This is a genomic window from Candidatus Brocadiia bacterium, assembly GCA_041658285.1.
Lineage (GTDB): Bacteria > Planctomycetota > MHYJ01 > JACQXL01 > JACQXL01 > JBBAAP01.
Genome location: JBBAAP010000001.1, coordinates 50,624 through 74,108 on the forward strand (window position 1 = coordinate 50,624; position 23,485 = coordinate 74,108).

Annotated in this window: 19 protein-coding genes; 4 read left to right on the forward strand and 15 right to left on the reverse strand. The window is 50.2% G+C overall.

Annotated features, from left to right (window positions below; translation table 11 throughout):
• Positions 1-81: 81 nt before the first annotated feature.
• From WC980_00175 to WC980_00185, 3 genes are read right to left on the reverse strand one after another with little or no spacing between them, the layout of a single operon-like run.
• Positions 82-1,908, reverse strand: coding sequence for an SBBP repeat-containing protein (locus WC980_00175; GenBank protein ID MFA5793473.1), 1,827 nt, complete (start codon positions 1,906-1,908; stop codon positions 82-84).
• A 25-nt stretch (positions 1,909-1,933) separates the two neighbouring features.
• Positions 1,934-3,862, reverse strand: coding sequence for a HEAT repeat domain-containing protein (locus WC980_00180; GenBank protein ID MFA5793474.1), 1,929 nt, complete (start codon positions 3,860-3,862; stop codon positions 1,934-1,936).
• A gap of 18 nt (positions 3,863-3,880) precedes the next feature.
• Positions 3,881-5,698, reverse strand: a complete 1,818-nt coding sequence (locus WC980_00185) for a HEAT repeat domain-containing protein (protein MFA5793475.1) — start codon at positions 5,696-5,698, stop codon at positions 3,881-3,883.
• 121 nt (positions 5,699-5,819) lie between these two features.
• Here WC980_00185 and WC980_00190 point away from each other — a divergent pair, with 121 nt between their 5' ends.
• Positions 5,820-6,182, forward strand: a complete 363-nt coding sequence (locus WC980_00190) for a DNA polymerase ligase N-terminal domain-containing protein (GenBank protein ID MFA5793476.1) — start codon at positions 5,820-5,822, stop codon at positions 6,180-6,182.
• Here WC980_00190 and WC980_00195 read toward each other — a convergent pair.
• The 3 genes from WC980_00195 to WC980_00205 all read right to left on the reverse strand — a co-directional run bounded on the left by WC980_00195 (position 6,179) and on the right by WC980_00205 (position 11,626).
• Complete coding sequence (locus tag WC980_00195) at positions 6,179-6,616, reverse strand: glycine cleavage system protein H (GenBank protein ID MFA5793477.1); 438 nt, start codon at positions 6,614-6,616, stop codon at positions 6,179-6,181. The genes WC980_00190 and WC980_00195 overlap by 4 nt on opposite strands.
• Positions 6,617-6,688: 72 nt before the next feature.
• On the reverse strand, positions 6,689-7,339 hold the full coding sequence (locus tag WC980_00200; protein MFA5793478.1) for an MBL fold metallo-hydrolase: 651 nt from the start codon (positions 7,337-7,339) through the stop codon (positions 6,689-6,691).
• Positions 7,340-7,396: 57 nt separating this feature from the next.
• Positions 7,397-11,626 carry a diguanylate cyclase gene (locus tag WC980_00205; GenBank protein MFA5793479.1) on the reverse strand — a complete coding sequence of 1,410 codons (4,230 nt, stop codon included), beginning with the start codon at positions 11,624-11,626 and terminating at the stop codon, positions 7,397-7,399.
• 90 nt (positions 11,627-11,716) lie between these two features.
• Between WC980_00205 and WC980_00210 the strand changes: the two genes are divergently transcribed.
• From WC980_00210 to WC980_00220, 3 genes are all read left to right on the forward strand, one after another.
• On the forward strand, positions 11,717-12,481 hold the full coding sequence (locus WC980_00210) for a sulfite exporter TauE/SafE family protein (GenBank protein ID MFA5793480.1): 765 nt from the start codon (positions 11,717-11,719) through the stop codon (positions 12,479-12,481).
• A gap of 110 nt (positions 12,482-12,591) precedes the next feature.
• On the forward strand, positions 12,592-12,975 hold the full coding sequence (locus WC980_00215; GenBank protein MFA5793481.1) for a HEAT repeat domain-containing protein: 384 nt from the start codon (positions 12,592-12,594) through the stop codon (positions 12,973-12,975).
• Position 12,976: 1 nt separating this feature from the next.
• Complete coding sequence (locus tag WC980_00220) at positions 12,977-13,522, forward strand: hypothetical protein (GenBank protein ID MFA5793482.1); 546 nt, start codon at positions 12,977-12,979, stop codon at positions 13,520-13,522.
• A gap of 434 nt (positions 13,523-13,956) precedes the next feature.
• On the opposite strand, the gene WC980_00225 is transcribed toward WC980_00220, so the two are convergent.
• The 9 genes from WC980_00225 to WC980_00265 all read right to left on the reverse strand — a co-directional run bounded on the left by WC980_00225 (position 13,957) and on the right by WC980_00265 (position 23,484).
• The gene (locus tag WC980_00225; GenBank protein ID MFA5793483.1) at positions 13,957-15,267 is read right to left on the reverse strand and encodes a hypothetical protein; all 1,311 of its coding nucleotides are present in this window, start codon (positions 15,265-15,267) and stop codon (positions 13,957-13,959) included.
• 104 nt (positions 15,268-15,371) lie between these two features.
• A complete protein-coding gene (locus tag WC980_00230) occupies positions 15,372-16,037 on the reverse strand; it encodes a hypothetical protein (protein MFA5793484.1) in 666 nt (221 codons plus the stop codon).
• Positions 16,038-16,358: 321 nt separating this feature from the next.
• Positions 16,359-16,595, reverse strand: coding sequence for a hypothetical protein (locus tag WC980_00235; GenBank protein ID MFA5793485.1), 237 nt, complete (start codon positions 16,593-16,595; stop codon positions 16,359-16,361).
• A gap of 15 nt (positions 16,596-16,610) precedes the next feature.
• Positions 16,611-17,789 (reverse strand): hypothetical protein, encoded by a 1,179-nt coding sequence (locus WC980_00240; GenBank protein ID MFA5793486.1) that lies wholly within the window; start codon positions 17,787-17,789, stop codon positions 16,611-16,613.
• A 139-nt stretch (positions 17,790-17,928) separates the two neighbouring features.
• The gene (locus WC980_00245; GenBank protein ID MFA5793487.1) at positions 17,929-18,351 is read right to left on the reverse strand and encodes a hypothetical protein; all 423 of its coding nucleotides are present in this window, start codon (positions 18,349-18,351) and stop codon (positions 17,929-17,931) included.
• Positions 18,352-19,134: 783 nt separating this feature from the next.
• Positions 19,135-19,725: a hypothetical protein gene (locus WC980_00250; protein ID MFA5793488.1), complete on the reverse strand. Its 591-nt coding sequence runs from the start codon at positions 19,723-19,725 to the stop codon at positions 19,135-19,137.
• 9 nt (positions 19,726-19,734) lie between these two features.
• Positions 19,735-21,114 carry a F0F1 ATP synthase subunit beta gene (gene atpD, locus WC980_00255; protein MFA5793489.1) on the reverse strand — a complete coding sequence of 460 codons (1,380 nt, stop codon included), beginning with the start codon at positions 21,112-21,114 and terminating at the stop codon, positions 19,735-19,737.
• 3 nt (positions 21,115-21,117) lie between these two features.
• The gene (locus tag WC980_00260; protein MFA5793490.1) at positions 21,118-22,032 is read right to left on the reverse strand and encodes a FoF1 ATP synthase subunit gamma; all 915 of its coding nucleotides are present in this window, start codon (positions 22,030-22,032) and stop codon (positions 21,118-21,120) included.
• Between the two features lie 3 nt (positions 22,033-22,035).
• Entirely contained in the window at positions 22,036-23,484 is a 1,449-nt protein-coding gene (locus tag WC980_00265; protein ID MFA5793491.1) for a F0F1 ATP synthase subunit alpha, read from the reverse strand.
• Position 23,485 lies beyond the last annotated feature (1 nt).

A 23,485-nucleotide genomic window follows, 5' to 3' on the forward strand; every position in this document is an offset into this window, starting at 1 on the left:
TGTTATTAATAATATTATTACGACTTAAATATATCCTGATGCGGATTTGTCAAGGTTTAATAGCTGTCAATCATACGCTAATTATTTACGTCCCTGCTTGTATTTTATAAACAAAACATTCCAGTTAATCATGTCCGGCCGGCGCTTGATTAATTCCATGGCCGAATCAATGTCCTCGGAGCCGGCATCGTTGACAACCAAATCAGAGTTGTTGATTGAAACAAGAGCATCCGCGGACGACCAATTGATATCCCGCCCCGGCCCTTTGGCATCCCGCCAGTGTCCGGACACGTTCTCTGTCCCGCCGCCCAGGTAAACCTCGTAAGAAGCATCCTCCGGCCTGACCGTCATGGCATCAAAACAGTCCCATTCCGAACCGCCCCAGGTACTCTGGTTCATCAGAACACCGTCAGCAGCATACTTCAAAACAAAGGCATCATAACCGCTTTTGGTAAAACTATCCGTCCGCCCGACCATATAGACGGTGCCGTCCGGCGCAGCCACGGTCACCTTGGCCCAGTCCGTACCCGCACCGCCCCAACACCTCTGCCAGAGCAGCCCGCCTTGAGCGTCGTATTTTAATAGGTATGTGTCGTATGACTCATTCAAAACGGAGCCGGCCACATAGATGGCGTAATCTTTGGCCACCGGACGCAGGTTATTGGAATCAATGAATTCATTCAACACCATAACCATTTTTTCGCATTTATCGTTAGCATCAGATATTTTCTTGGCGGCTTCTTCGGCCTTGTTATCCGAATCCTGCCTGTTATTCGAGCCTTGTAACATACCCAGAATCAGGTTTAACCCCTCGATGCTTTCGCTGACAACTATCTGCATAAGATCCCGTATTTCGATTGACTGCTTATCAACCGGATTGACTTTATCCAGCAGGTTTTGCACGCCGATGTCTTTCCCCTTGGCCTTTTTAATCAACTCAATCGCCTCCGACTTGTCTTGCTTCTGCTGCTGCAGAGTATCAAGAGCCTTCAGAACCTGAACTCCGGCATTATTCCAGGCGAAGATGACTTCTTTCATGCCGATGACGAAATCGTTTGCCGGCCCATTGTTTTCCGTTGAGGTACCGCTGTTCAAAACTGATATTGTCACAGAGATGCATTCGTTCCAGGTCTGATTGCCCCATAATTTCTGGAATACTATGTTGCCGTCCCTGTCCAGTTTGAGCAGGAAAGATTTTGAAGAACTGTTATTTTCTGAGGCACTGATGCCGGCGGCTATCAGACAGTTATCCGGCGTGACGGCGATGGCCGCGACCGAATCCCAGTTCTCGAATCCCCAGGTCTTTTGCCAGAGCACCCGGCCGTCGGCATTGAGGCGAGCGATAAAGGCATCGTCGCTACCGGCACCAAAACTTTTAGTCCGGCCAGCCACGTAGATATTATCCTGTTTGTCAACAGCGATGGCGTTAAACTGGTCTGGCGACTCGCCGCCGATAGTTTTCTGCCATAATAGCTTGCCTTCGGGCGAATACTTGAGAACGAACCCGTCACCGGCGCCTTCCCCGAAACTGTTGGTATAGCCCACCGTATAAACGTTACTGCGGCTGTCGGCCGCAACGCCCAGCGCCCAATCCCAATCCTTACCACCCCAAAGCTTCTGCCAGACCAATTTTCCGTCCGGCTGGTATTTCAAGACCATGGCGTTATAGCGGTTGAATTCCCGGTTTTCAGCCCGACCGCAGGAATAAACGCTGCCGTCCGGGCCGACGGCCATGCCATCGACCCATTCCCAAAAACCGCTGCCATAAACGCTGATAACTTCATCGGCGTGATTATTGTACTTATTAACGGCGTACATCACACCGACCGAGCAGGACGAAGCAACGACGCATATGGCAAGTAAAGTAAATATTACCGGTGAAATTCCGGCAGGCAGCGACCTGGGCATAACAAACCTCATCTATCTAAAAACATCACCAGACCGGAATGGGCAGGAGATGATCCATTATAATCATGTAAATATCAAAATGGTTGTTGGCCGTGAAGCGGTTGATTATCGGCATCGAATTCTTATCAATGGCGAACCCGATTCCGGTAACCAGCGACTTGCACAGGTTGCTGGGCGTCTTTTCACCTTCATAGGCGTCCACAAACGCCTTGACCGAATCCCTGTTGCCGACAATACCCAAGGTATGCAACGCGTAGATGCGGACCTTTTCGGGCGCGTCTTTGGAGCAATGCTTGACCAGTTGGGGCAAGACCAGGTCGTCCCGCTTGCCGAGCATGGTCAGCGCCACAGCCAGATTGGTATAGGCCAATGCGTCGAGATTCTTCTGCCCGCTTTCGCTATCAGCAACGGCCCATTCCTTGGCCAGCGGCTCGACAGCTTTCTCGTCGCCAATCATGCCCAAAGCCAAAACCACATAAGGGCGCAGATTGGGGTCGTTCTGCTTCTTGAGCGTCTCGGCCAGCAACGGCACCGCGTCTTTATCCTTTAATATGCCCAAGGCAATGGCCGCCGCGCCTTTAGTCAGCACCCTATCCTTACGGCCTTGGATTACCTCGGAGAATTTAGTTTTAGATTTAACATCTCCGGCCAATGCCAGGGCAATCATCATCAGTCCTTTTTCCTCTTCGCCTGATTTCTGGAATGCCGTGCTGATGGGCTCGGTGATATTTTTTACGTTAGACTGGGCCAGAGCAACCGCAGCCAAGCCGCGAACCAGTCGACTACCATCACTGTTAAGCATATTCAGCAATAAATCCTTGGACTCGGCGGCCTTAAGCATACCTAACGCAATAGCCACAGCGGCCCGGGTATCACGTTCCCTTTCGGGTGCGGCTTTGGCCAGTTCGGCTAATATAACCTTGCGTTGTTCAGGCGTAATTTGCCCCGTGCCGATGCGGGCCAAAGCCAACGCCGCGTGTACCTTAATGCGAGCGTCCTTGCGGGCTGACTTATCCTTGGGGTTCAGCAGGCCTGATAAAAGCGGGATTGAAGAGGCATCGCCCAGATTACCCAAAGAAAGCAACGCGCAACATGTCAATTCAGCGTCTTCCTTCTGGCCAGCGACTTCCTGCAACGCCTTGACCGATGCCGGGTCATTAATGTAACCCAGCGCCGCGGCGGCATAACAACGCGACAGAACCGCCTCGGTCTTGGTGGTCAACACCTCCTTAACGGTATCAAGGCAGGAAGCATCACCGCTCAAGCCCATCGCAAAAACGATATTGTTCCTGAGAAAAAACTTCTTCTCGTCCGGATAAGCTTTTTTGAGAGCAGCCGTGGCAACCGGGTCCTTAGCCATGCCCAGCGATATGGCGGCCCGGAAAGACAGAAATTGGTCGCTATCGGCAAGCACTGCCGACAGGATACCGATAAGCTTATCATAGACCTCAAACCTGGTAACCGACTGCGTGCCGCCGTCGGTAGCCTGGACCTTTACCCATTCATTGGGAATATGAACATTCAGGAAAGAATCACGGTTACGGGTCCACCAGGCCTCCCAGGGCTCGACCGCCCCAATCAGGCTGGAACCGCCGGATTTCATACTCTGAATAAGCGGCTGAATCCCCGGGCCAAGGGGCGGCCGTTGAGGAGCCGGCGCCGGCGAACCTCCGCCTGACGCGTCACCGGCGTTATCTGACCCGCTTCCGGATGACTCACCACTCTTTTTTTCCTCTTGCTTTTCCTCTACTTTTTTCTCCTCGCTGCTGGATTCCTGCTTTTTATCTTCTTTTTTATCATCCTTAGGATCAGCCGATTCTCCCTGACCTAACGATTGACGCAGGCGTTGCATCATCCGCGGACAGCAGGCGTCACTGCGGTTAAACTGCTCTCCCACAAGCAGAATAATCCCTGACATTATCACCAAGCTGACCAGTAATTTAATTCTACTCATATAATTGCCATCTTTCATTTACCATACCGGAATCGGCAGAATATGGTCCATGATAATCATATTTATATCAAAATGGTTATTAGCCGTCAGTCGGTTAATAGCCGGCGCGTTATTCTTGTCGAGCAAGAAACCGATGCCAGTAGCGATGGACTTACGCGTTTCGGTCGAGGTAGATTCCTCATTAAAAGCATCCACGAAAATCTGGGCCGTCTCGCGGGTGCCGATGATACCCAGAGTATGAAAAGCATAAACCCTGATACTCTCATTTGTTTCCTTGGCGCAATGCTTAAGAATCCTGGGAATGACAATATCATCTTTCTTACCAAGCATGGTCAGCGCCACGGCCAAATTGGTATAAGCGGCCATGTTGATATTCTTGGGATCCACCTCCTCCCATTTCTTCTTAAGCGGTTCCACTGCGCTTTCGTCCCCTATCATACCCAGAGCCAGTATAACGTAAGGGCTGTACGACGGGTCGTCCTGTTTCTTGAATGTATCCAAAAGTGTCGGCACGGCCTCCTTGTCTTTCAACATACCCAAGGCAATAGCCGCCGCGGACTTAGTCAAAACCTTTTCCTTGCGGCTCTGTATGATATCACGGAACTTAGACTTTATTCTCTCGTCGCCCATAAGTCCCAGGGCAATTATCATCAATCCTTTATCCTCTTCGCCGCTTTTCTGTAATGATTTCAAAATAACATCATAACTGTCGCTAATCTTCATCTGGGCTATGGATATCGCGGCTAACCCGCGGACCAGGCCGCTGGAATCTTTAAGCAGATTAAAGAGCGTATCCTTGGACTCCTCGGCCTTAATCATTCCCAAAGCGATGGCCACGGCCACTCGGGCGTCGCGTTCCTTATCCGTTGAAGCCTTCACCAATTCAGCAATGATGATTTTGCGGTCATCCTCAAAGGATTTCTTAGGTTCGGCACTGCTTTTCTCGCCGGTTACCACTTCTTTAGATTTATCAACCGCCTTGGCCGCCACGGCAATCCGAGCCAAAGCCAATGCCGCGTGAGCCTTTATGCGGACGTCCTTACGTCCTTCCTGTCCTTTGGGATTAAGCAAATTAGCCAGTATCGGTATGGATGACGGATCGCCCATTATACCCAGCGACAGGGCCGCACAACAGGTAATTTCGGCATCTTCTTTCTTGGTGGCAAGTTCCTGCAGGAACTTGAGCATGCCCGGACTGTCAACATAACCTAACGAAGCCGTCGCATAGCATCGGGAAAGCACGGATTCCTTTTTGCCGGTAAGCATTTCCTTGGCCACGTCTCCGCAGGAACTATCTCCGGTCAAGCCCAGAGCAAAGGCAATATTATTCTTAACGAAGAAACGCTTTTCTTCGGCGTATGCTTTTTTTAGCGCTGCATAAGCCACCTCATCCCGGGCCATACCCAAAGATACGGCCGAGCGAAAAGCCACATACTGGTCTTTGTCCTGAATCCCCTTAACCAACGTGCTTATAAGCTTCTCGTAAACATCAAATTTCTTTATCGAACGTGTGGCGCCTTCAGTAATTTTAACCCATTCGACAGCCTGATGGAGATTAAGATACAGTTCACGGTTACGTGTCCACCAAGCTTCCCAAGGGTCGGCCACGCCGACCAGGCTGGCGCTTCCGGATTTAAGGGTCTGAATCAAAGGCATAATTCCGACTCCCAGCGGAGGACGCGAGGCTGTGACCGGCGCGGGCGAACCGCCGCCGCTTGAACCGCCGCCGCCTGTGCTGCGCGGACAACAGCCGTCCGTAGTATTGTATTGCTCGGTAGCCCAGAATATAACGCAAATTACGACTAAAATACCAATAATAATTCTGAGTCTGGCCATGTTTTAGCTCCTTTTATTTAATGAACACAATATAACCTTTTATACCCTAAAAGTCAACTATTTCCCCTATTTATCCGCAGATATTGATTGACTCTGCCGGCCATAGATGTATCTTTGTTTCATGCTTAGATTTGTGGTGCACCGACATAGCAAAAACGAGTCCGACCATTTTGACCTGATGCTTGAAGGCCCGAGAAAACTCCGGACATGGCAAATATCCCCGCCATATTCTTACCTGGATAAAACTATGCTTTCAAAAGCCCTGCCGGACCACCGCCGGATATACCTGACCTACCAAGGAAAAATATCCCGGGACCGAGGCAGCGTCAAAATAGTAGAGGCGGGACATTACCGTATTCTAAAAAAAGGACGGCTATACTTGGTAATTGAATTCCGTGGCAGGAAATTTAGAGGTAAGTATCTGTTAGCGGTGCTTCCCGGAATAAATGATAAAATCTGGTTGATAATGCGATTGCCGAACTAAGTATTTTCCTCCTCGTCTTCCTCGTCATCGGCCACTGATTCTTCATCTTCTTCCTCGATGAATTTGTCGTAATCTTCATTACTCATAAGGGTTTCCAATTCGGAGGGGTCCTCAAGCTTAATGCGTATCAACCAACCGTCCTCGAAGCAATCTTCGATAATCAGCGAAGGCGTCTTGAGCAGGTCGCTATTGACTTCAAGAACCTTTCCACTGGCCGGCGCGTAGACCGAAACAAAGGTACTGTCCACCTCTATTTCACCCATTATCGAATCCTGGTCCAGGTTCTGCCCTTTCTTAGGCAGGGTTAATTTATTTATTTCCTCCCAACCGCTTATGAGGTAATCCGTCACGCCGATAGTAGCCTCGTTATTCTCATCCAAACGAAGCCATAAATGGTCTCCGGAAAATGTAACATCCTTAGGTCTTCTTTTCATAAGGCGTAGAGTTAATGAGGTATAAAAGTGTTTGTCAAGAAAATAAATAAAATTTATGGGCTGATTTTGGAGTTATTTATAACTCAAAACCAGCACTTCCGAGCTTGCCGGAAGTTTATCCGCCCTGACATCGATTTCGCCCGAAACAAAGCGGCTGACAAAGGTTTTATCAGCCAGGAAATCATCCACCGGACTGATGGGAAAATCGATAAGTTCCGTCTTATAATGCATCGGTATAATAATTTTAGGATGGAGTTTAACCGCGGTTTCAACGGCCTGCGCGACAGTGATGGTAAAATGACCGCCCACCGGGATGAAGATGATATCTACCGGCCCTATCTCATTAATCTGCGCCTCGGTCGGCACGTGGCCCAAGTCGCCCAGATGCGCCAGACGCATCCCGTCCATCTCAAAAATAAATACGATATTAGCACCCCTCTGGCTGCCCCGGCTGTCGTCGTGGAACGCAGGAACGCCTTTAACCCTGATGCCGGCAATATCATACCCGCCCGGCTGATCAATTATCCGGGGCTTGCCCGGCAGATTCTTGTTACAATGGTCCGGATGATTATGGCTGAAAGTAACGATATCAGCTTTAACGCCTATCTTCGGGTATTTAATCGCGCCGTTGTAAGCCGAGGAATCGAACGGGTCAGTTATAATAATCTTTCCGATGCTCGAGGTTATCGCGAATGCCGAGTGACCCAACCATTTAATCTTCATAATTTTAAACCGTATGACTAACCTGAAATGCCGGGTTTATCGAAGTACTCCGTTTAGTTATTCTTTCTTGGCTTCTTTCAAGCCAAGGCGGGCGGCGGAACGGACGGACGGACTCCGGTCGTTGAGTGCGTCTTCGAGCGCATCCTGCGCTTCTATATTCTTAAAATAACCCAGCGCCCAGGCGCAGGCACCCCGAACATCGTCCGAGACGCCGCCGAATAATCCTAGGAAACGCTTTTGCTTGAGCATATTAATCAGCACCGGAACCGCTTTCTCATCTTTAAGCTTACCCAGCGCCATACAACACTCTTTTATAATTTCCGCATCAGACGCGGTTTCGAACATGGAAATCAGTGTATTGGATATCTCAGTGTATCCCAAAGAAGCCGCAGTATCTATCGCCTCGATAACCACTTTCTTATCCTTATCCGCTAAAAACGGGGCCAACATCCTGAGCGCAATTACCCTTTCCATCTTCCTGATGGTATTGAAGACCGCATCCCGGACAATCCCCTCCTTCTGCACCAGGATATTCATCGTTTCCTCCAGGCCGCCCTGTATCTCCGGCGCCGCGGAAGCATATATCGACGGAATAACCTCGACCATCCGCCTGATATCGGCCGGCTCGCCCGCATCAACGGCCACCCTGAGTTCATGCAGGAAAATATGCAGTGATTCCGGCCCGATTAAATTCATTATCGCGATAATCTCTTCGCGCGGCCCGGGCTCTTCGGTGATTTTAAGGAATTGGACCAACTCGGGCAGAATCACCGTGCCCATATTAAGAAGAATCTCCTTGCTCTGGTCGTGACGTGCGTTATCACCGCCCAGGAAGTTATTCAAAATACTCTGGAATGCCGGACTGCCCTTGATATTGGCAAATAATTCTTCTATCTTCGACCGCATCGCGTCGGTCAACCCGCTCATTTCCGGCTTATCATTACGCCGCCGTCCGACAGTCCCGATAATCCTGATAACCGGCTCATACTCGCCGCGCTCAAGATGGAACAAGCAATGGCGCGAAGCCGCTTCCGTAATCAACGGATAAACCTTGTTCTCCTTCTCAATTGCCAGCCCCTCCAGTATATAGTTGAAACCCTGCCCAAGAATCAGCATATGCGCCTTTTCCTTGGTCTTGTTAAGCATCTGCAGATAAAAAGAATATGACTGCGAACGCAGCTCCGGCTTGGCATTGTGCATATTCTGCATAATCCGGCCGGACAGCTGGTCGAAATAGCCGGTGTCGTCGTTTTGAGCCATCTTTTCCAATAAGGCGATGATTTCGTCATTCATCAACCGCTCCGGCGCCGCCTTAATCAAGCGGGCTATCTTGGCGGAAATATCTTCTTCCCTGGGCTGAACCTGCGGCCGCGGCCCGGACACAGCCGGAGCATCGTCCGCCGAATCAAATATCGGCTCGGCCATGGTCGACATCTGCGCCGGCGGCTGCTGGTCCGGAGTCTTATACGCGCCGCCGCGCCGAACGTTCGCCACGGAATAACTTATGGCGCCGACCTTGATGCCGGACACGCCCTGACTACTGAGCATTTCCGACCACTCCTCCACCGAAACCTTGCGCTCCGGCGACAGGTTACTCAGGCTGATTAAGAATTTCTCCAGCTCCGGCGGGGTAACCGATTTTAATATCAGGATGCTCTTGAGGTCGTTATCGCGGATAATCATGGCCATGGTCAGCGCGGCTGTGCCTAACAAACGGGCATGACCCGGCGTGCCGTTGACCAGCAAATTATCCTCAACCACGGAAAAATTCAGCATCGACAGGTTCTGAAAAACAACACCCAGCGCTTTATTGACCGAACTAACCGCATCGGTAGTCAACTGGCTGCCTGCGGGATAAAGTTTTATGTTTTCCACCGCCGCGCAAAAATACCTAAGGAAATCACGGAACTGCGGCGCGTTCTGCTCGGTTATCTCCACTTTTTCCTGGGTCGGTATTCCCACGCCTGAAACGGCCTTGTCCTTCGTTGCCACAAACGCCCGCTGGGTAACACCTATATTTGTAATGGATTTTTCCTCCAGGAATTTATTCCAGTATCCGGCCGCCGAATACTGCTTATACTTTGAATCATCCAGATTCCTGAGGAATGTTTCCACCTCCGTCGAGGTCACGCCCTTACGGAAGGTGCAACTCTTTATATAGTGCTGTTTCATCAAAGCCAGGAATTCCGACGCCCCCGAACCGAAAGCCTTCATATCCACCGAAGTGGTATTAACCTGCAAATCACTCTTGGCTTCAGAAAATGTAAAGACGTTGGCCTCGGACAGCACCTTGTTCATCATCCGCAGTAAAGCGGTTGTGGACATGGTAATAAGCTGGCTGCCTTCCGGGTAAAGCCTCATATTCTTGCCGGCCGTCATTAAACTGCGCAGGACTTCTTTCATCGCGTTCATCTGCTCGGCGTTGAGCAGTTGCGACGCCTCAGGAATGCGCGACCGGATGATGCTGTGCTTATGGTCGTAATACGCCTGAGCTTCCCCGCGCTGGAAGGTCCTGGTTGCGGTGTCTTCGGCTATCTGGGTAAACTTGGTCGCCTTTTCGCTCTGTCCGCCCTTTTCATAATGGAAAGCCAGCATGCCGGCCACTTTTTCCGGGTCATCCTGGTAAAGCTTCTCGGTGACTTCACCGACTTCTTTATGGATATTCTGCCGTTCGGCATTTTCGATATTCCGGTAAACAGCATCCTGCACCCGCTGATTGACAAAGGTGAATTTATCGCTGCGTCCCGGTTCTGACGGCGCGATGATTCTCATTCTTGTCGCCTTGTCGATGGCATCCAGAGTTTCGGACTCAGCCTGATGCCCCACGCCGGCCAAAACGGACAGGTCCAAATCCTTCCCGACTACGGTAGCCCGGGCCACCATCTGACGGGTATCGGATTCCATAATATTGATGTTGGCCGCGATAGCCTGCTCCAGGTCAATCTGCCAGTCCGGCTCGCGGATAGATTCCATCGCCACCTGCCACTTGCCCTCTTTGCTCTTAATATATTTCTTGACGATAAAACTCTTTATCAGTTCCTCGATAAAGAGCGGATTACCGCCGGTCACCTCGGTCATACGCCGGTCAAACTCCGGCATCGCCGTCCGGTTAGGCAGGATAGTCGAAATCATGGCGCTGACCTCATCCGGTCCAAGCGGCGCCAGTATAATCTCTTTGAACTTATCCGTTGCGGCCAAATCCACCAAAAGGTCGCTCACGGCCGGCGCCGTTTTGCCGATATCGTTAAAAATATCGTCCTTGATTGACGCCACCACCACTACCCGACCTTTAGGCGATTCGTGCAGGAAATTAATCACTTCCAGCGAGCCGTCGTCTATATTCTGGAATTCATCAATCATCAATACCAGCGGCCGGTGGCTGGAAACCTGTAGTATCTTGGCGGTGATATCGTCGAATAACTTCTTCCGGTCCTGTTCGGTGGCGTTCTTGTTCGACGACATATCAAAGGTCATCTCGGTCCGCTTGATAAGCGCCATTATCGTTTTGTACGGCGCGCGCCGGTCCGATTCGGAGCAGCTAACCTTCAACCCCAGGAAATTATTGCCGCCACCCTTCTCCAGCTCGGACATCAGCCGGCTCTTGCCGATTCCGGACGGCCCGACCAGCGAGATAAAAGCATTATTGCCTTCGGCCTGATCCATTATGAACTCGGTTATCTCGGTTACCACCTGGGTCCGGCCGATGTATTTGGGACACGGGAAATTATTGAATATGGAACGGCCGTCAATGGCGTTCTCGGAGAAAGACCGGGCCTGTGAAACACGGTTCCGGCCGGAGCGCTTGGAATAATAAAGCGCCTTATCCGCTTCTTCTATCAGCTCCTCTATCTGTCCGCCGTCCTCGGGCGCCGTGGCGATACCGATGCTGATGCCGATTTTCATCGGTTCGGCATTGGCTTCACGCCGATTGAATACGGAATCACTTACCTTCAGCCGAAGAGTCTCCGCGAACTTGGTTGCCTCGTCCTTGTTTTTACCCGGCAGGATGACCGTAAACTCGTCGCCGGCGTAGCGGATGGGCACCTCGTCCTTCTGGGCCGACGCCTTGAGTATCTCGCCGAATTGCTTTAAAAGATTATCGCCTTCCAGATGGCCGTAAGTATCGTTGACCTTCTTGAAAAAGTCTATGTCCATCATCATCAACGATATGAATTTAAGCGAATCCACGGTCTGGAGGGCTTCCTTGAGGTAGGAATACAAGTACCGACGGTTATACAAGTCGGTCAACTCATCCTTATAAACGAGTTTTGCTAAATCTTCTTGCATGTGCCGACAATATAGGTAATATTTACAAATAAGTCAACTAATTTTATCGTTATCCGGCAAGAAAATATCCGCCCTGTTTTGAGCTGAAAAATGGGTATAACGGTGCTAATCATATTCGGATTCCTGGTCGGGGCAATCGGCACCCTGGCCGGCATCGGCGGCGGGATATTCATCGTGCCCTTCCTGATGCTGGCCTGCGGTTTTACGCCGCAACTGGCCGTCGGCACCGGACTGCTGGTGGTCCTGTGCAACTCATTTTCCGGAACAATCGCCTACGCATTCCAGAAACAACGGATAGACTACCGGACCGGCGTCTTATTCACCGTCTTCGTCCTGCCCGGCGTGGTGCTCGGCTCCTACGCGCTGGGCATACTGCCCGAGAATATATTCAAACCCATATTCGCGGTCATCCTGATAATCATCGCCGTGTATCAGATAATCCGGAAACACTCCGGTAGCCCGGAATCAGAAACAGACCATCCGGTCAAAACCGGTCCGGGCAGGTATTTCCTGCTGGCGGTTGTCTCCTGCCTGACCGGAATCATCGCCGGGTTCCTGGGAATAGGCGGAGGAATAATCCACATACCGGTGCTGATATTCCTGGTCGGGCTGAACGTGCACCGGGCCACGGCCACGTCGCACTTCATACTCTTCTTCACCTCATTAACCGCGGTGATAGACAACGGCATTATGGGGCAGATAGACTACCGGACCGGGCTGATACTGGGCTTTGGGGCCATACTGGGCGCACAGGCCGGAGCTTACATATCCAAACGCACCCGGCCCCGGGTCATCATCCTTATGCTGTCTGCCGTGCTCATCCTCACCGCGCTGAGGATGCTGGTGAACCTGTAGTTCAGGAAACCACCATTCACCACAAAGGGCACAAAGTTCGACTCTTAGGACTCTTCAGACTTATTAAATTATTCCCTTGACACCCCGTCTTTATTTGCTATCCTGCGCTCATGTTCCTGCGTATCAGCATAATATTAACCGCTCTACTTCTGCTCGGGGCCGGGGTCTATCCGGTCGCCACCAATACACGGCAATGCCGGATAAAAGAATTACTGATACAACTATTAAACGAAGATGAAGCTGTGTATGGAAAAGCTTTTAATACCTTGATTAACCTGAATGTCGACCATGCCATCCCGGAGCTCACTAAACTATTACAGGACAGAAATCCAAAAGTTCGTTGGTTGGCTGTTGGGATATTAGGTGGTATTGGTACCAAAGAAGCTATCCCCGAAATTACAAAGTTATTGTCAGACCCTGATGAAGATGTCCGCGAAGCGGCCCAGGCGGCGTTGAAGGAATTGGGAGCCGAGGTGCCGGGGGAAACCAAGTAATATGAAAACCAAATATATAATAATCGGCATAATAGCCATCGTCCTGATTATAGGAGTAATCATCAGTCTGCCTGATATTCTCCGGCTCAGTCTATCCCACACAGTTGATTTGTATGGTATCGATGATATCATAAAAAAGAAAGTGCTTGATAATAATCAGGCTGTTTTACAATTTCAAAAGTTTTATCCAGGAAATTCCAAAACATATGGCATTACTACAGAAGGGGGTGACCAATTTAAATGCCATGCTCATTTTGAAGAGTCATTTTATCGGCGTTATATTTTATCTCTCGAAGTATATTTTAATGTTACGGATAATGGAAAAGATGTATCAGAGGTCGGACCGACTAAATTTGAATTTATTGAATTCTTTCCTTTTAATAAGAACGGGGCATTATGTTCTGCTATAAAAAAGAGTTTGAGTGCAGATGATTGGAGTAAAATAGTAACTGCCAACGGGGATATATCTGCGATTGTGCCCGATATACAGAAGGATAAACCAGTTGAAGGGTTTCGGGATAATAAACCAATTCGACTTAATAAATAACCCCTAAGGGCGCTGACGATTAGCGCCAGTTCGAATCCATGAGTTACTGGCGCCTTATCCCGACTATTGAGCCGCAGCGAAATCCAGCACTTATGCAGGATTCCGTCGGGAACAGCGCCCTATTCGTGTCCATTCGTGTCAATTCGTGGCTACTCAATATATCCACGAACCCATATATTAATCGAACAGAATTGCCCATTCTTAGTTATCATCACCCGTATCATCCGTACTTTGGCAGTTTGAGCGGTAGCGAATTATCCTTCAAAGGCGGATCCGCCTTTGGCGGACTGCCAAGTATACTGGGCTAATAACTCACTACGTTCTAACAGCCCAAGTGTGTCCCATCCGTGGCTAGCGTGGCTTCTCTTAGTGGCAGTTAGAGCAAAGCGAGTTATCTGCCACTTAGATCCCCGAAGCGCAGCGGAGCGGGATAATCATTCAATATATCCCTTCACCCAGATATTCGTGGATGTAAACACACCCGATTTAGTAATCATCACCCTTAACTGCCTCAATGTATCGACCGCCAATGTCGCCTCCTTGTATGCGTTCTGATTAAGGTTCGCCATATTCTGCCATATAAAGTGTATAGTCGAACTCCCGAAATCGGTACCTGTTCTACGGCCAAGGACGGTCAGTATCTGCTCCATCCCGACCGGGACGGACATAGCGTTTAATTGCATTTCTAACAGCACCGCCTGTGCCGTAGCCGGTATCACCGCCGACAGGTCTACGAGCTGGTCAACATCCGCCATCGAGTTCTCCGAGAATACCAGCGGTTGCGAGGGCAACAGGGTCAACTGCATCCCGCCTCCGCCGGTAGGCGGAGCAATCCAGTTAAACTTGCCCGAAGCCGCATCGAAGGACAGGATTTGTCCGTCCGTAGGAAGGGCGATATTGTAGAGCAGTTCGTGGTTGATGGAGTTCAGGGCAATCTTGACCCAGTCAACGGCCCGGTCGGCTATCTTCCCATTGGTAATGGCATTATTTGCTATCTTATCCGCGGTTACTGCGTCTCCTGCGATTTCTGCGTTTTCTATCTGTGGCGAAATGGGCCTGGTCAATGGCGTGAACGACAGCTTGGCCGGGGTGACGGCTCCGTCCTTAATCTTGGCCGTCTCGACGGCATCAGCGGCCAGTTTCGGCGCTGTCACGGCAGCATTGGCAATCTTCTGCCCGATGACCGAGGCATCGGCTATCTCGTCCGCCGCAACCCCGGGTGTTATCGGCCTCGCTATGGAAGGCGGGGTAAAGGATAGCTTCGCCTGAGTGATTGCTCCGTTGGCGATTTTATCGGTAGTCACGGCGTTTGACGCCATCTGGGGACTGCCGACCGCGCCGGATGCTATCTTAGCGCCGGTCACTGCGTTCCCGGCCAGCTTCGCGGTCGTTACCGCGCCGTCCTGCAGTTTGGCTGAGGTAACCTGCAACGGGCCGATTTTAGGTGTGGTGACAGCCCCGTCTTTTAGCTTGGCATCGGTCACCTGTGCGTCGCCGATTTTTGATGTGATGACTGCACCTGTAGCGATTTTCTCGGTGGCCACGGCGGCATCCTTGAGCCGGGAAGAGCTCACCTGCTTTTCCCCGATTTTATCGCGGGTCACGGACGCATTGGCTATCTTAGTCGTCGTCACCGCCCCGTCCGCAATCTTGGCACTGGTGACCTGCAGGTCGCCGATTTTCGGCGTGGTCACGGCCGAGTTGGCGATTTTATCTGTGGTTACTTCATTAGGTTGTAGTGGCATACAAAAACCCCTTTCTACCACGAAAACACGAAAGTCCGAAGACACGAAATAATATCGTGCTTTCTTCATTCCGTGCCTTCGTGGTAAATTTAATTTCTTACCTATTACGGTGACACGGTGCATTTGGCCGTTTCGCTGAACGGGCCGGTGCGCGATTTATTGTCAAACCACTGGGCCCGGTACTCCACGTTGGCCGGTTCGGTGATGGCCAAATTATGGGTATAGGGGCTGTTGGTATCGTCGGCCACGAAGGTCCACGGCCCGCTTTCGACGCGGAACCATATCTTAGCGCCGGCAATCTCGATTGGCTTGGCATTGCGCTTTTCGTTGGACGGATTGACGCCGAAATGGACCACCACCTGCCCGCGCCCGGACCAGTCCAAAAGCAGGATGGGCGGGGCCAGGTTGACCACGTATTCCGGCGAGGTCGGGGTCCGGGTCAAATCGGGCACGGTAATGGCCAGGGTCTGGCGATCCGCGTCGGTCAGGGCCGGGTTCTTCTGAATCATCCCGACCACGATTCTGACCGCTTCCTTGGATAAGGCGCGCGACTCATCCTTGACCTCGGCTGCCGCTTGAGCGGCATTATGAGCCGTCTGGTGCGCCGCGTAAGCCAACTGCCAATCCGCAAAGGCCGCCGTCACGGCCGTAATCAGGGCCGGGGTAACCCCCAGCGGCGTGGCAATGGCGCTGATATTGGTGCTGAAATTGCGGAACCACTCGTCAAACTGGGCGTCTGCTTGCGGGATATAAGATTTATATGGTGCCATTTTTTACTCCTTTCATAACACTATTGAACCAGTCCATAGCATTATTATCTTTCTTAATAGCGCTATTGAACCATTCCATAACACTATTTAACCGTTTCATAACACTATTAACCCGTTCCATAACGTTATTTAAACGTTCCATAACGCCATTAACCCATTCCATAGCGCTATTGAATCATCTCATAACATTATTGAACTATTCGTCCAATCGGATTTATTAGTGTTCTCTTAAAGGAGGGATTTTCGACATGCGAAACATCACCCGAGAAGGCCCTGCATCACAGGGCCGTCCGCTTGGTTCACAAGCGGTTATTACCACCATCAGTCGCTGGGATTGCCATTGCCCACTGGCTTTATGACAAAGTGGAAGTCTTTGCCGGAAGACAAGACCACATTCTTCCTGCCCTTTTTCAACAATTTGACCTCGACCCAAAGCTTGCTGAATCCGTGGTGGTCAACCATGTCCATAAACAGGGTATTGAGTTTGGTCTGAGCCGGAGCCAGGTTAAGCCACTTGCCGTTGGCCGCATTGCCAGTTCCGGGGTTTAAATCAACCATCTATATCACCTCCTTTTAATTATTTTGTATCAATTTTCGTAATATTTTAATGCTATCATAAAAAGCCCAAAGAATTTTATCCCACGCTTTTTGGTGATTGACAATAGGGTGCTCAATGTCTAATGCTTCAAACGCTCCAATCGCTTCCTTCTGGTGGGTGGGGTAAGAATTCCGCACCTGAATAATATGACGCAATGTCTTGACGAGGGTCTCACCGGAAGACGAATAATTAAGCTGCAAAAACCTTTCCAGCGCTTCCATGGAATTTAATTCCATGTCTTTGTTACCTTCTTTTTTAGTCCGCTTGTCCTCCGGGAGTAATTCTATTATTTTGAATTGCCCCCTGTCTAGTATCGTTCCTAGGGTCTGAATCAAAGCGGCGAATTCTTCGGCCGTTTGGCATTTACCACGTACATCAGAAATTGGCCTGTAGAATTTAAGGTCAATAAGTTTAACGTCTTTGTTGAGATTATTTTTGACATACAGATTAAGAAAATCAATCTCATCAACCACGCGTTCCGATAAATCCGTGGGGATATTAATAGCTAGTTGAGGTATTTCATAAATCTGTTCCCAGCATTCTTGACCTCCTTGAGGAATGCAAAGCATTATGCCAATACCGTCTAAAGATTCCCCTTTGTTGCAATATACTTCTATTATGTTTCTTTCAGTAATCTTTTTATCAAGATTCCTATAACATTGAGATGCGGGGTGAATTAAACAGGAGCATATTAAGCTTTTATCCGGCATGGAACAGCCTTTACAGAAAGAGACATTAGTTATATTATCTGATGGATTGCCTAAGCTTCTGGATATACCGCATATTGGTCCTTTTATTTCCTGTTGTTGATAATGACACGCCTTATTTAAAAATGGGGATATATCTTCCGGTGTGCTAGTTGATGAGATCATAATTTCTTCACACGTAAGAGTGCTTTTTTGGGGGTAATTACCGCTTGCTAATTTTTCCTTAAGACGTTGGAGCGCGATCTTAAAAAACACCTCTTCTATCAGAGCTTTGTTCTCGTTTTCGCTTCCCAAATTAATTTTAAAGTTACAGGTAGCTTCCAAAGTTAAGGCAACATTAACAGGGAACGATAACTCGCCTTGTTTTACAAGGAAACGACAAAATTTCACCAAATCCCTTCCGTTATGAGGAATATCGCCATCAAAAGTAATTATAAATGGTTTCATTTTATTTCTTCCTTATTACTAAATCATTCCAGAATGTCTGAAAGCGCGTTCTTTTCTGTAATTCCGGGGACGCCTTACTTATTTATTCAGTATGCTGTCCCTCGAATTCTGTCCCTCGAATTCCCACAAATCGATTTAACTAAACTATATGAATTACCCATAAACTTAATCCTAATGAAATAACGGTAATAATAATTCTCAATCCAGTAGACCAATGCTTAATAAACTCTGTAACCTTTGGATCCGCGAACTCCTTAACCTTTATTGTTGAATCCACAAGTTTTGCGGCATTCTCTCGGTAAAACCAAGCGTGTCTCTTGTCTTTTTCATCCGCCACCCAAAACCAGTAAAGACAAAGTATCCATAGAGATGCAACAATGCTGTAAATTAAAAAAAAGTAGCCCTCTACGTCACTTCGCGGGGCTAAATAGCCTGTTAGAGCAACAATAGCACCCAGAAAGGCAAGGAAAAATCTCCATTCAACATCCACCCTTTTATGAAAAAGAGAGATTTGTATTTCACATAATTTTAAGTAAACATCGGCCTTTTCACGTTCGGTCATATTTTTTTCTCCTTTCATTTACGGTTTACATACTGAGCAAGCCGTATAACCTTGATTTATTGCTTGTGACTTAGCAATTGATGTACTACTTTGGCTTAAATATTGACATCCGTAGGCATGGTATTTTGAACCACTACTTGTAATATATACAGTGTAATCACTGCTACCGGAACCGCTACCACCACTGCTACCACTACTATTCCCACATGCGCCACCATAGCCAAAGAATGCTATGAACGCCAGGACTATAATAATTCCGAGACAGCAATATTTTTTATTCATAAATTCTACTAAAAGTTGAACGCTACCCCTTTATTTCCCCTCCGCCGTAATTCCGATGACACACCTTGCCAGTTACAGAGTTATTGAGTTATTGAGTTACTAAGGCCGCCACAACTTTCCTTTCGACAGATGCTCTGCGGGCAGTATAGCCGTTTCTTGAATATTGTCAAATATTTAGCCCGAATAAGAACAAAGTTTCGAGGGCTCACGGGCACAAAGGTTTTACCTTGGCACGGGCTTATCCCGCCGGCCAGTCGGCGGGCGCTTACGGTTATACTCATACGTATCCTATTTATAATGCAAATCGCGTGCCAAGAGGTGGTAAAACGATGGATTTTGGGGGCAAATAACCGCCAGCCCTGTATTTACGCCGGATAGACCTGCAAGAGCTGTTTGGGATGCTTCGGCCCGATTCCCGGGAAATTGCCCTTTCATGCACAATTTATTGTGCACGTGCACAATTTCTTGTGCATGGTTGGGGATACAGACACTAATCCCACTCTATTCTGCCTTATTGGCGCCGGCCTTGAGCGGCGTGCCGTTGACCTCTTCGGATGAGATGCTGATGCCGCCGATATCCATCAGCGGGTCCTGCCGGAGCGCTAATTCTTCCGTGCCAGCTTTTATCTCCTGTTCCAGCGAGACCAGTATCGGCCGGGTGGACTGGGGCGGGAAGTAGTTGAAGCGGATGTCGAAGGCGTCTTTGCCTTTGAATGCCTCGGGGTCGGTGACCACCTTGTTGTCGCGGTCGTAGAACGGCAGCGGGTCGTTTTCGCAGGATGAGTGCATTACTATCTTCTTTTTGAAGAGTATCTTGACGTAGACGTTATGGAGCGGTCTGTTGCCGGCGTTGATTACCTGTATCTCCTTGGTCAGGTAGTTCTTGTGTGAGATGTTGAAGAGTTTCAGGAACGAAACGTTGTACGAGGTGGCGGTATTTTTGACGGTCCAGGCCAGGGAATATTCTTTGCGGTATCTTTCTTCGGCGTGGCGTTCCTGGAACAGGAAAAACGTGATGCTGGCAATCAGGGTTATGGCTATGCCGACCGCTATGCCCGGCACGAACTTGAATACTTTATTTATAACGCTCATATCTTATTGCTATTGGATGGCGCCTATCATATAGAACGAGTCGGCCGCTTTCTTGTCCAGCTCGCCGCTGCAGATGCGTTCACAGCCGAGGATGGTCTTTTCCAGCTGGACGTATTCGCCTTTTTTGCCGGTATAGAGTTCACCGACGATAAACGGCTGGGTCAGGAAGTTCTGGAGCTTGCGTGCCCGTTCGTAGGTCAACTGGTCTTCCTTGGATATTTCTTCCAGGCCGATGATGGCCACGATGCGCTTGAGTTCTTCGTATTTGTGCAGCATCCGGAGCACTTCCTGGGCGACGTCGTAATGCCGGTGCCCGACGATATCGGGCGCGAGCGAGGCGCTGGTAGAGGCCAGCGGGTCAATGGCCGGATAGAACCCGCCCTGGACCCGTTCGCGCGAGAGGACGACTATCGAATCCAGATAACCGAAGGTGCAGACCACGGCCGGGTCGGATAGGTCGTCAGCCGGGATGTAAACGGCCTGTATGGAGGTAATGGAGCCGTTCTGGGTCGAGCGGATGCGTTCCTGGAAGCCGCTCATCTCGGACAGGAGCGTCGGCTGGTAGCCGGTCTCGGATGGCGTCCGTCCCAGCAGAGTCGAAAGTTCCGAGCCGGCCTGGACGAACCGGAAAACATTATCCACGAAGAGCAGGACGTCTTTGCCGTGGCCCAGGAAGTATTCGGCCATGGTCACGCCGGTCTGGGCGACCTCGAAACGGGCGCCGGGCGATTCGTTCATCTGGCCGAAGACCATGATGACTTTGTCAAGCATCTTGGCGTTAAGGAATTCGTAATAGAGTTCGTTACCCTCGCGGATACGTTCGCCGACTCCGGTGAATATGGGCACGCCGCCCATCTTGCCGACGACGTTGTGTATCAGCTCCAGCACCAGAACGGTCTTGCCCACGCCGGCGCCGCCCAGCAGGCCGGTCTTGCTTCCCTTGAGGAGCGGGAAGAGCAGGTCTATAATCTTGATGCCGGTTTCGACCAGCTCGTATTTCAGGCTGGAATGCTGGACCCGGACGGTCAGGTTGGCCGGCTGGCGGACCGGCAGGTATTCATCCGATACGATGGGCCCGCGGTTGTCTATCGGCTCGCCCAGGACGTTCATCAGCCGGCCGAATATCGTTTTGCCGACCGGCACCTTGATAGGCGCCCCGGTCGGACGGACCTCGGCGCTGCGCTGGACGTCGTGGGTGGGCGAAAGAGCGATGCACCGGGCCACGTTGGTGCCGCTGTGCTCGATGACCTCGAGCGGCACGCGCCGGTCGTCGTAGGCCAGGCATTCCAAAAGTTCATATATGGCCGGCAGCGCCACGTTGGGCGGGAACTTGACGTCCACTACCGGGCCCTGGACCGATATGATCCGGCCTGAATTATTCTTGGTCATAATTTATTTACTGTTCTTTTTGCGGTTGATAATCATACGCCGCCCGCCGAAGATATCGCGGATGGTCCGGTCGGCGATTTCGTGCTTGCTCTTGAAATACTGGCGCTGGATGTCCTTCTTCATCTCCTTGAGCTCGTCCATCGAGGAGTCAAGATGCATGGCCCGGGCCGAGAATTCCGATAACTTGCTGTGCCAAAGGATATCGTAAATCTTCAGTCCGACCCAGGTGCGGATCAGGTAGTCGATAACCTTGTCCAGATACGGCTCGAACAGGTAAGGCACCCGCGGCGCCGCGGTTCGCGGCGTAACCGGGGCTTTCGGCTCCTGTCCGGGTTCGGTTTGGGATTCGAAAAGATAACCGCAGGGAATAAGGGTGAACATATCTATTTCCTGGCGGGAGAACGAGATGAACCTGGGGTATGAAATAATCACGCGCCCGATATTATTTTTAATGGAAAAGGCGTAGACATAATCACGGATTTTTTCGGCTTCGTTGAAACGCACCTCGTTGGAAATACCGCCCAGGTAATCGAAAGATTTGCCGAAGTCCTCGAGGTAATTATATCCCTTGTCGCCGATGACCAGGATATGGGCTTCATCGCGCTTGGTCAGCTGGCGCAGGCCGGTTTCGATTATTTCGGTGTTCAGCCCGCCCAGGAATCCCATATCGGTGGTAATGAATATTACCAGGACCTTGTTTTTCGGGTTGGTGAACAGCGGGTGATGATTATGTTTAAGGGCCTCTATTTTAAAGAATTCCTGGATGAGCCCGACGTATTTCTCGAAATGCCCCATGCCCTTGCGCCGATTGAACAAAGCCTGGAATTCTATGACCGCGGTCTGGCGCAGGATGTTCATCAGCTCGTTCATCTCGCGGTTGAATGATATGTCGTTGTTCAGTTCCGACAGCGTTCTCATTTATTATTTCCTTATCGACTTGAAGAACTCCATGAATATCCGGTCAAGCTGCGACGATATTTCCGGCGACAGTTTCTGGGTCTGGGCTATCTTGGCTAAAACGTCATTGTGTTTTTCGCGTATATAATTATATACGTTTTTTTCGAAGTATTGGACTTCCTCCGCATGGAGCAAATCGAGTATGCGCAACTGGTAAGCGTAGAAGAAGACTACTTCTTCTTCCAGGCTGAGCGGGTGGTATTTGTCCTGTATGAAAAGGGTCCGCAGGACACTGCCCCGCTTGAGCTTGGCTTCGACTTCGGGCGAATACCTGGTCCTGATACGGGTCAGTTTGAGAAGTTCGCGGTACTGGATGTATTCCAACCGAAGCATCTTGGACACGTCCCGGATAGCCGAGCTTTGGGCTTTACTGCCGATACGCGAAACTGATAAACCAAGGTCGATAGCCGGCTTGAAACCTTCCTGGAAAAGCGAGGTGGACAGGTAAATCTGCCCGTCGGTTATGGAAATAAGGTTGGTCGGGATGTATCCGGTAAAATCGCCCTGGATAGTTTCGACTATGGGGAAAAACGTCATCGAGCCGCCGCCCAGTTCGGGCTTTAGCTTGGCGGCGCGTTCCATCATCTGCGAATGGATGTAAAAAATATCGCCCGGATAGGCCTCGCGACCGGGCGCCCGCTCCAGCAATAAAGCAATCTGGCGGTAAGCCCAGGCGTGGCGGGTGAGGTCGTCGAAAGCGATAAACACGTGCTTGCCGTGGTGCATGAAATACTCCCCCAAAGCGCAAGCGGTATATGGCGCCAGATACTGGGCGTTGGGAGAATCCGCGCCGCTGGCCGCAACGATGATGGAGTATTCCATTGCCCCGCGTTCCTGGAGAATCTGTATCGTCTTCATCAATGACGCGTGGCTGCGGCCGATGCAACAATATATGCAAATAACATCCTTGCCCTTCTGGTTGAGGATGCTGTCAACAACTATGGTTGTTTTTCCGGATTGCCGGTCGCCCAGAATCAGTTCGCGCTGGCCCTTGCCGATGGGGATGACCAAGTCGAGTATTTTTATGCCGGTCAGGAACCCTTCTTCCACCGGTACCCGGTCGATGACCGGAGGCGCTTCCTGGAACAAAGGACCATAGCCGCTGTGCTTGATTTTACCTTTAGTGTCTATGGGCTCGGCCATGGCGTTGACTACCCGGCCGATAAAACCGTCGCCTACCGGAACACGGAATGGCTCGATGGTGCTGGTGACCTCCTGTCCCGAGCGGACAGAAGTTTCGTCACCCAAAACCAGGACGTGGACTTCTTCTTCATCAAATCCGGTGACAATACCGGCGGCACCGCTGGCAAAGTAGACTACCTGGGAATTGATGCAGGAAGGCAGGCCCTTTATGCGGGCTATCCCTTTACGGATATCTTTGACTATTCCAACTTCCTTAATTTCAATGGGCATA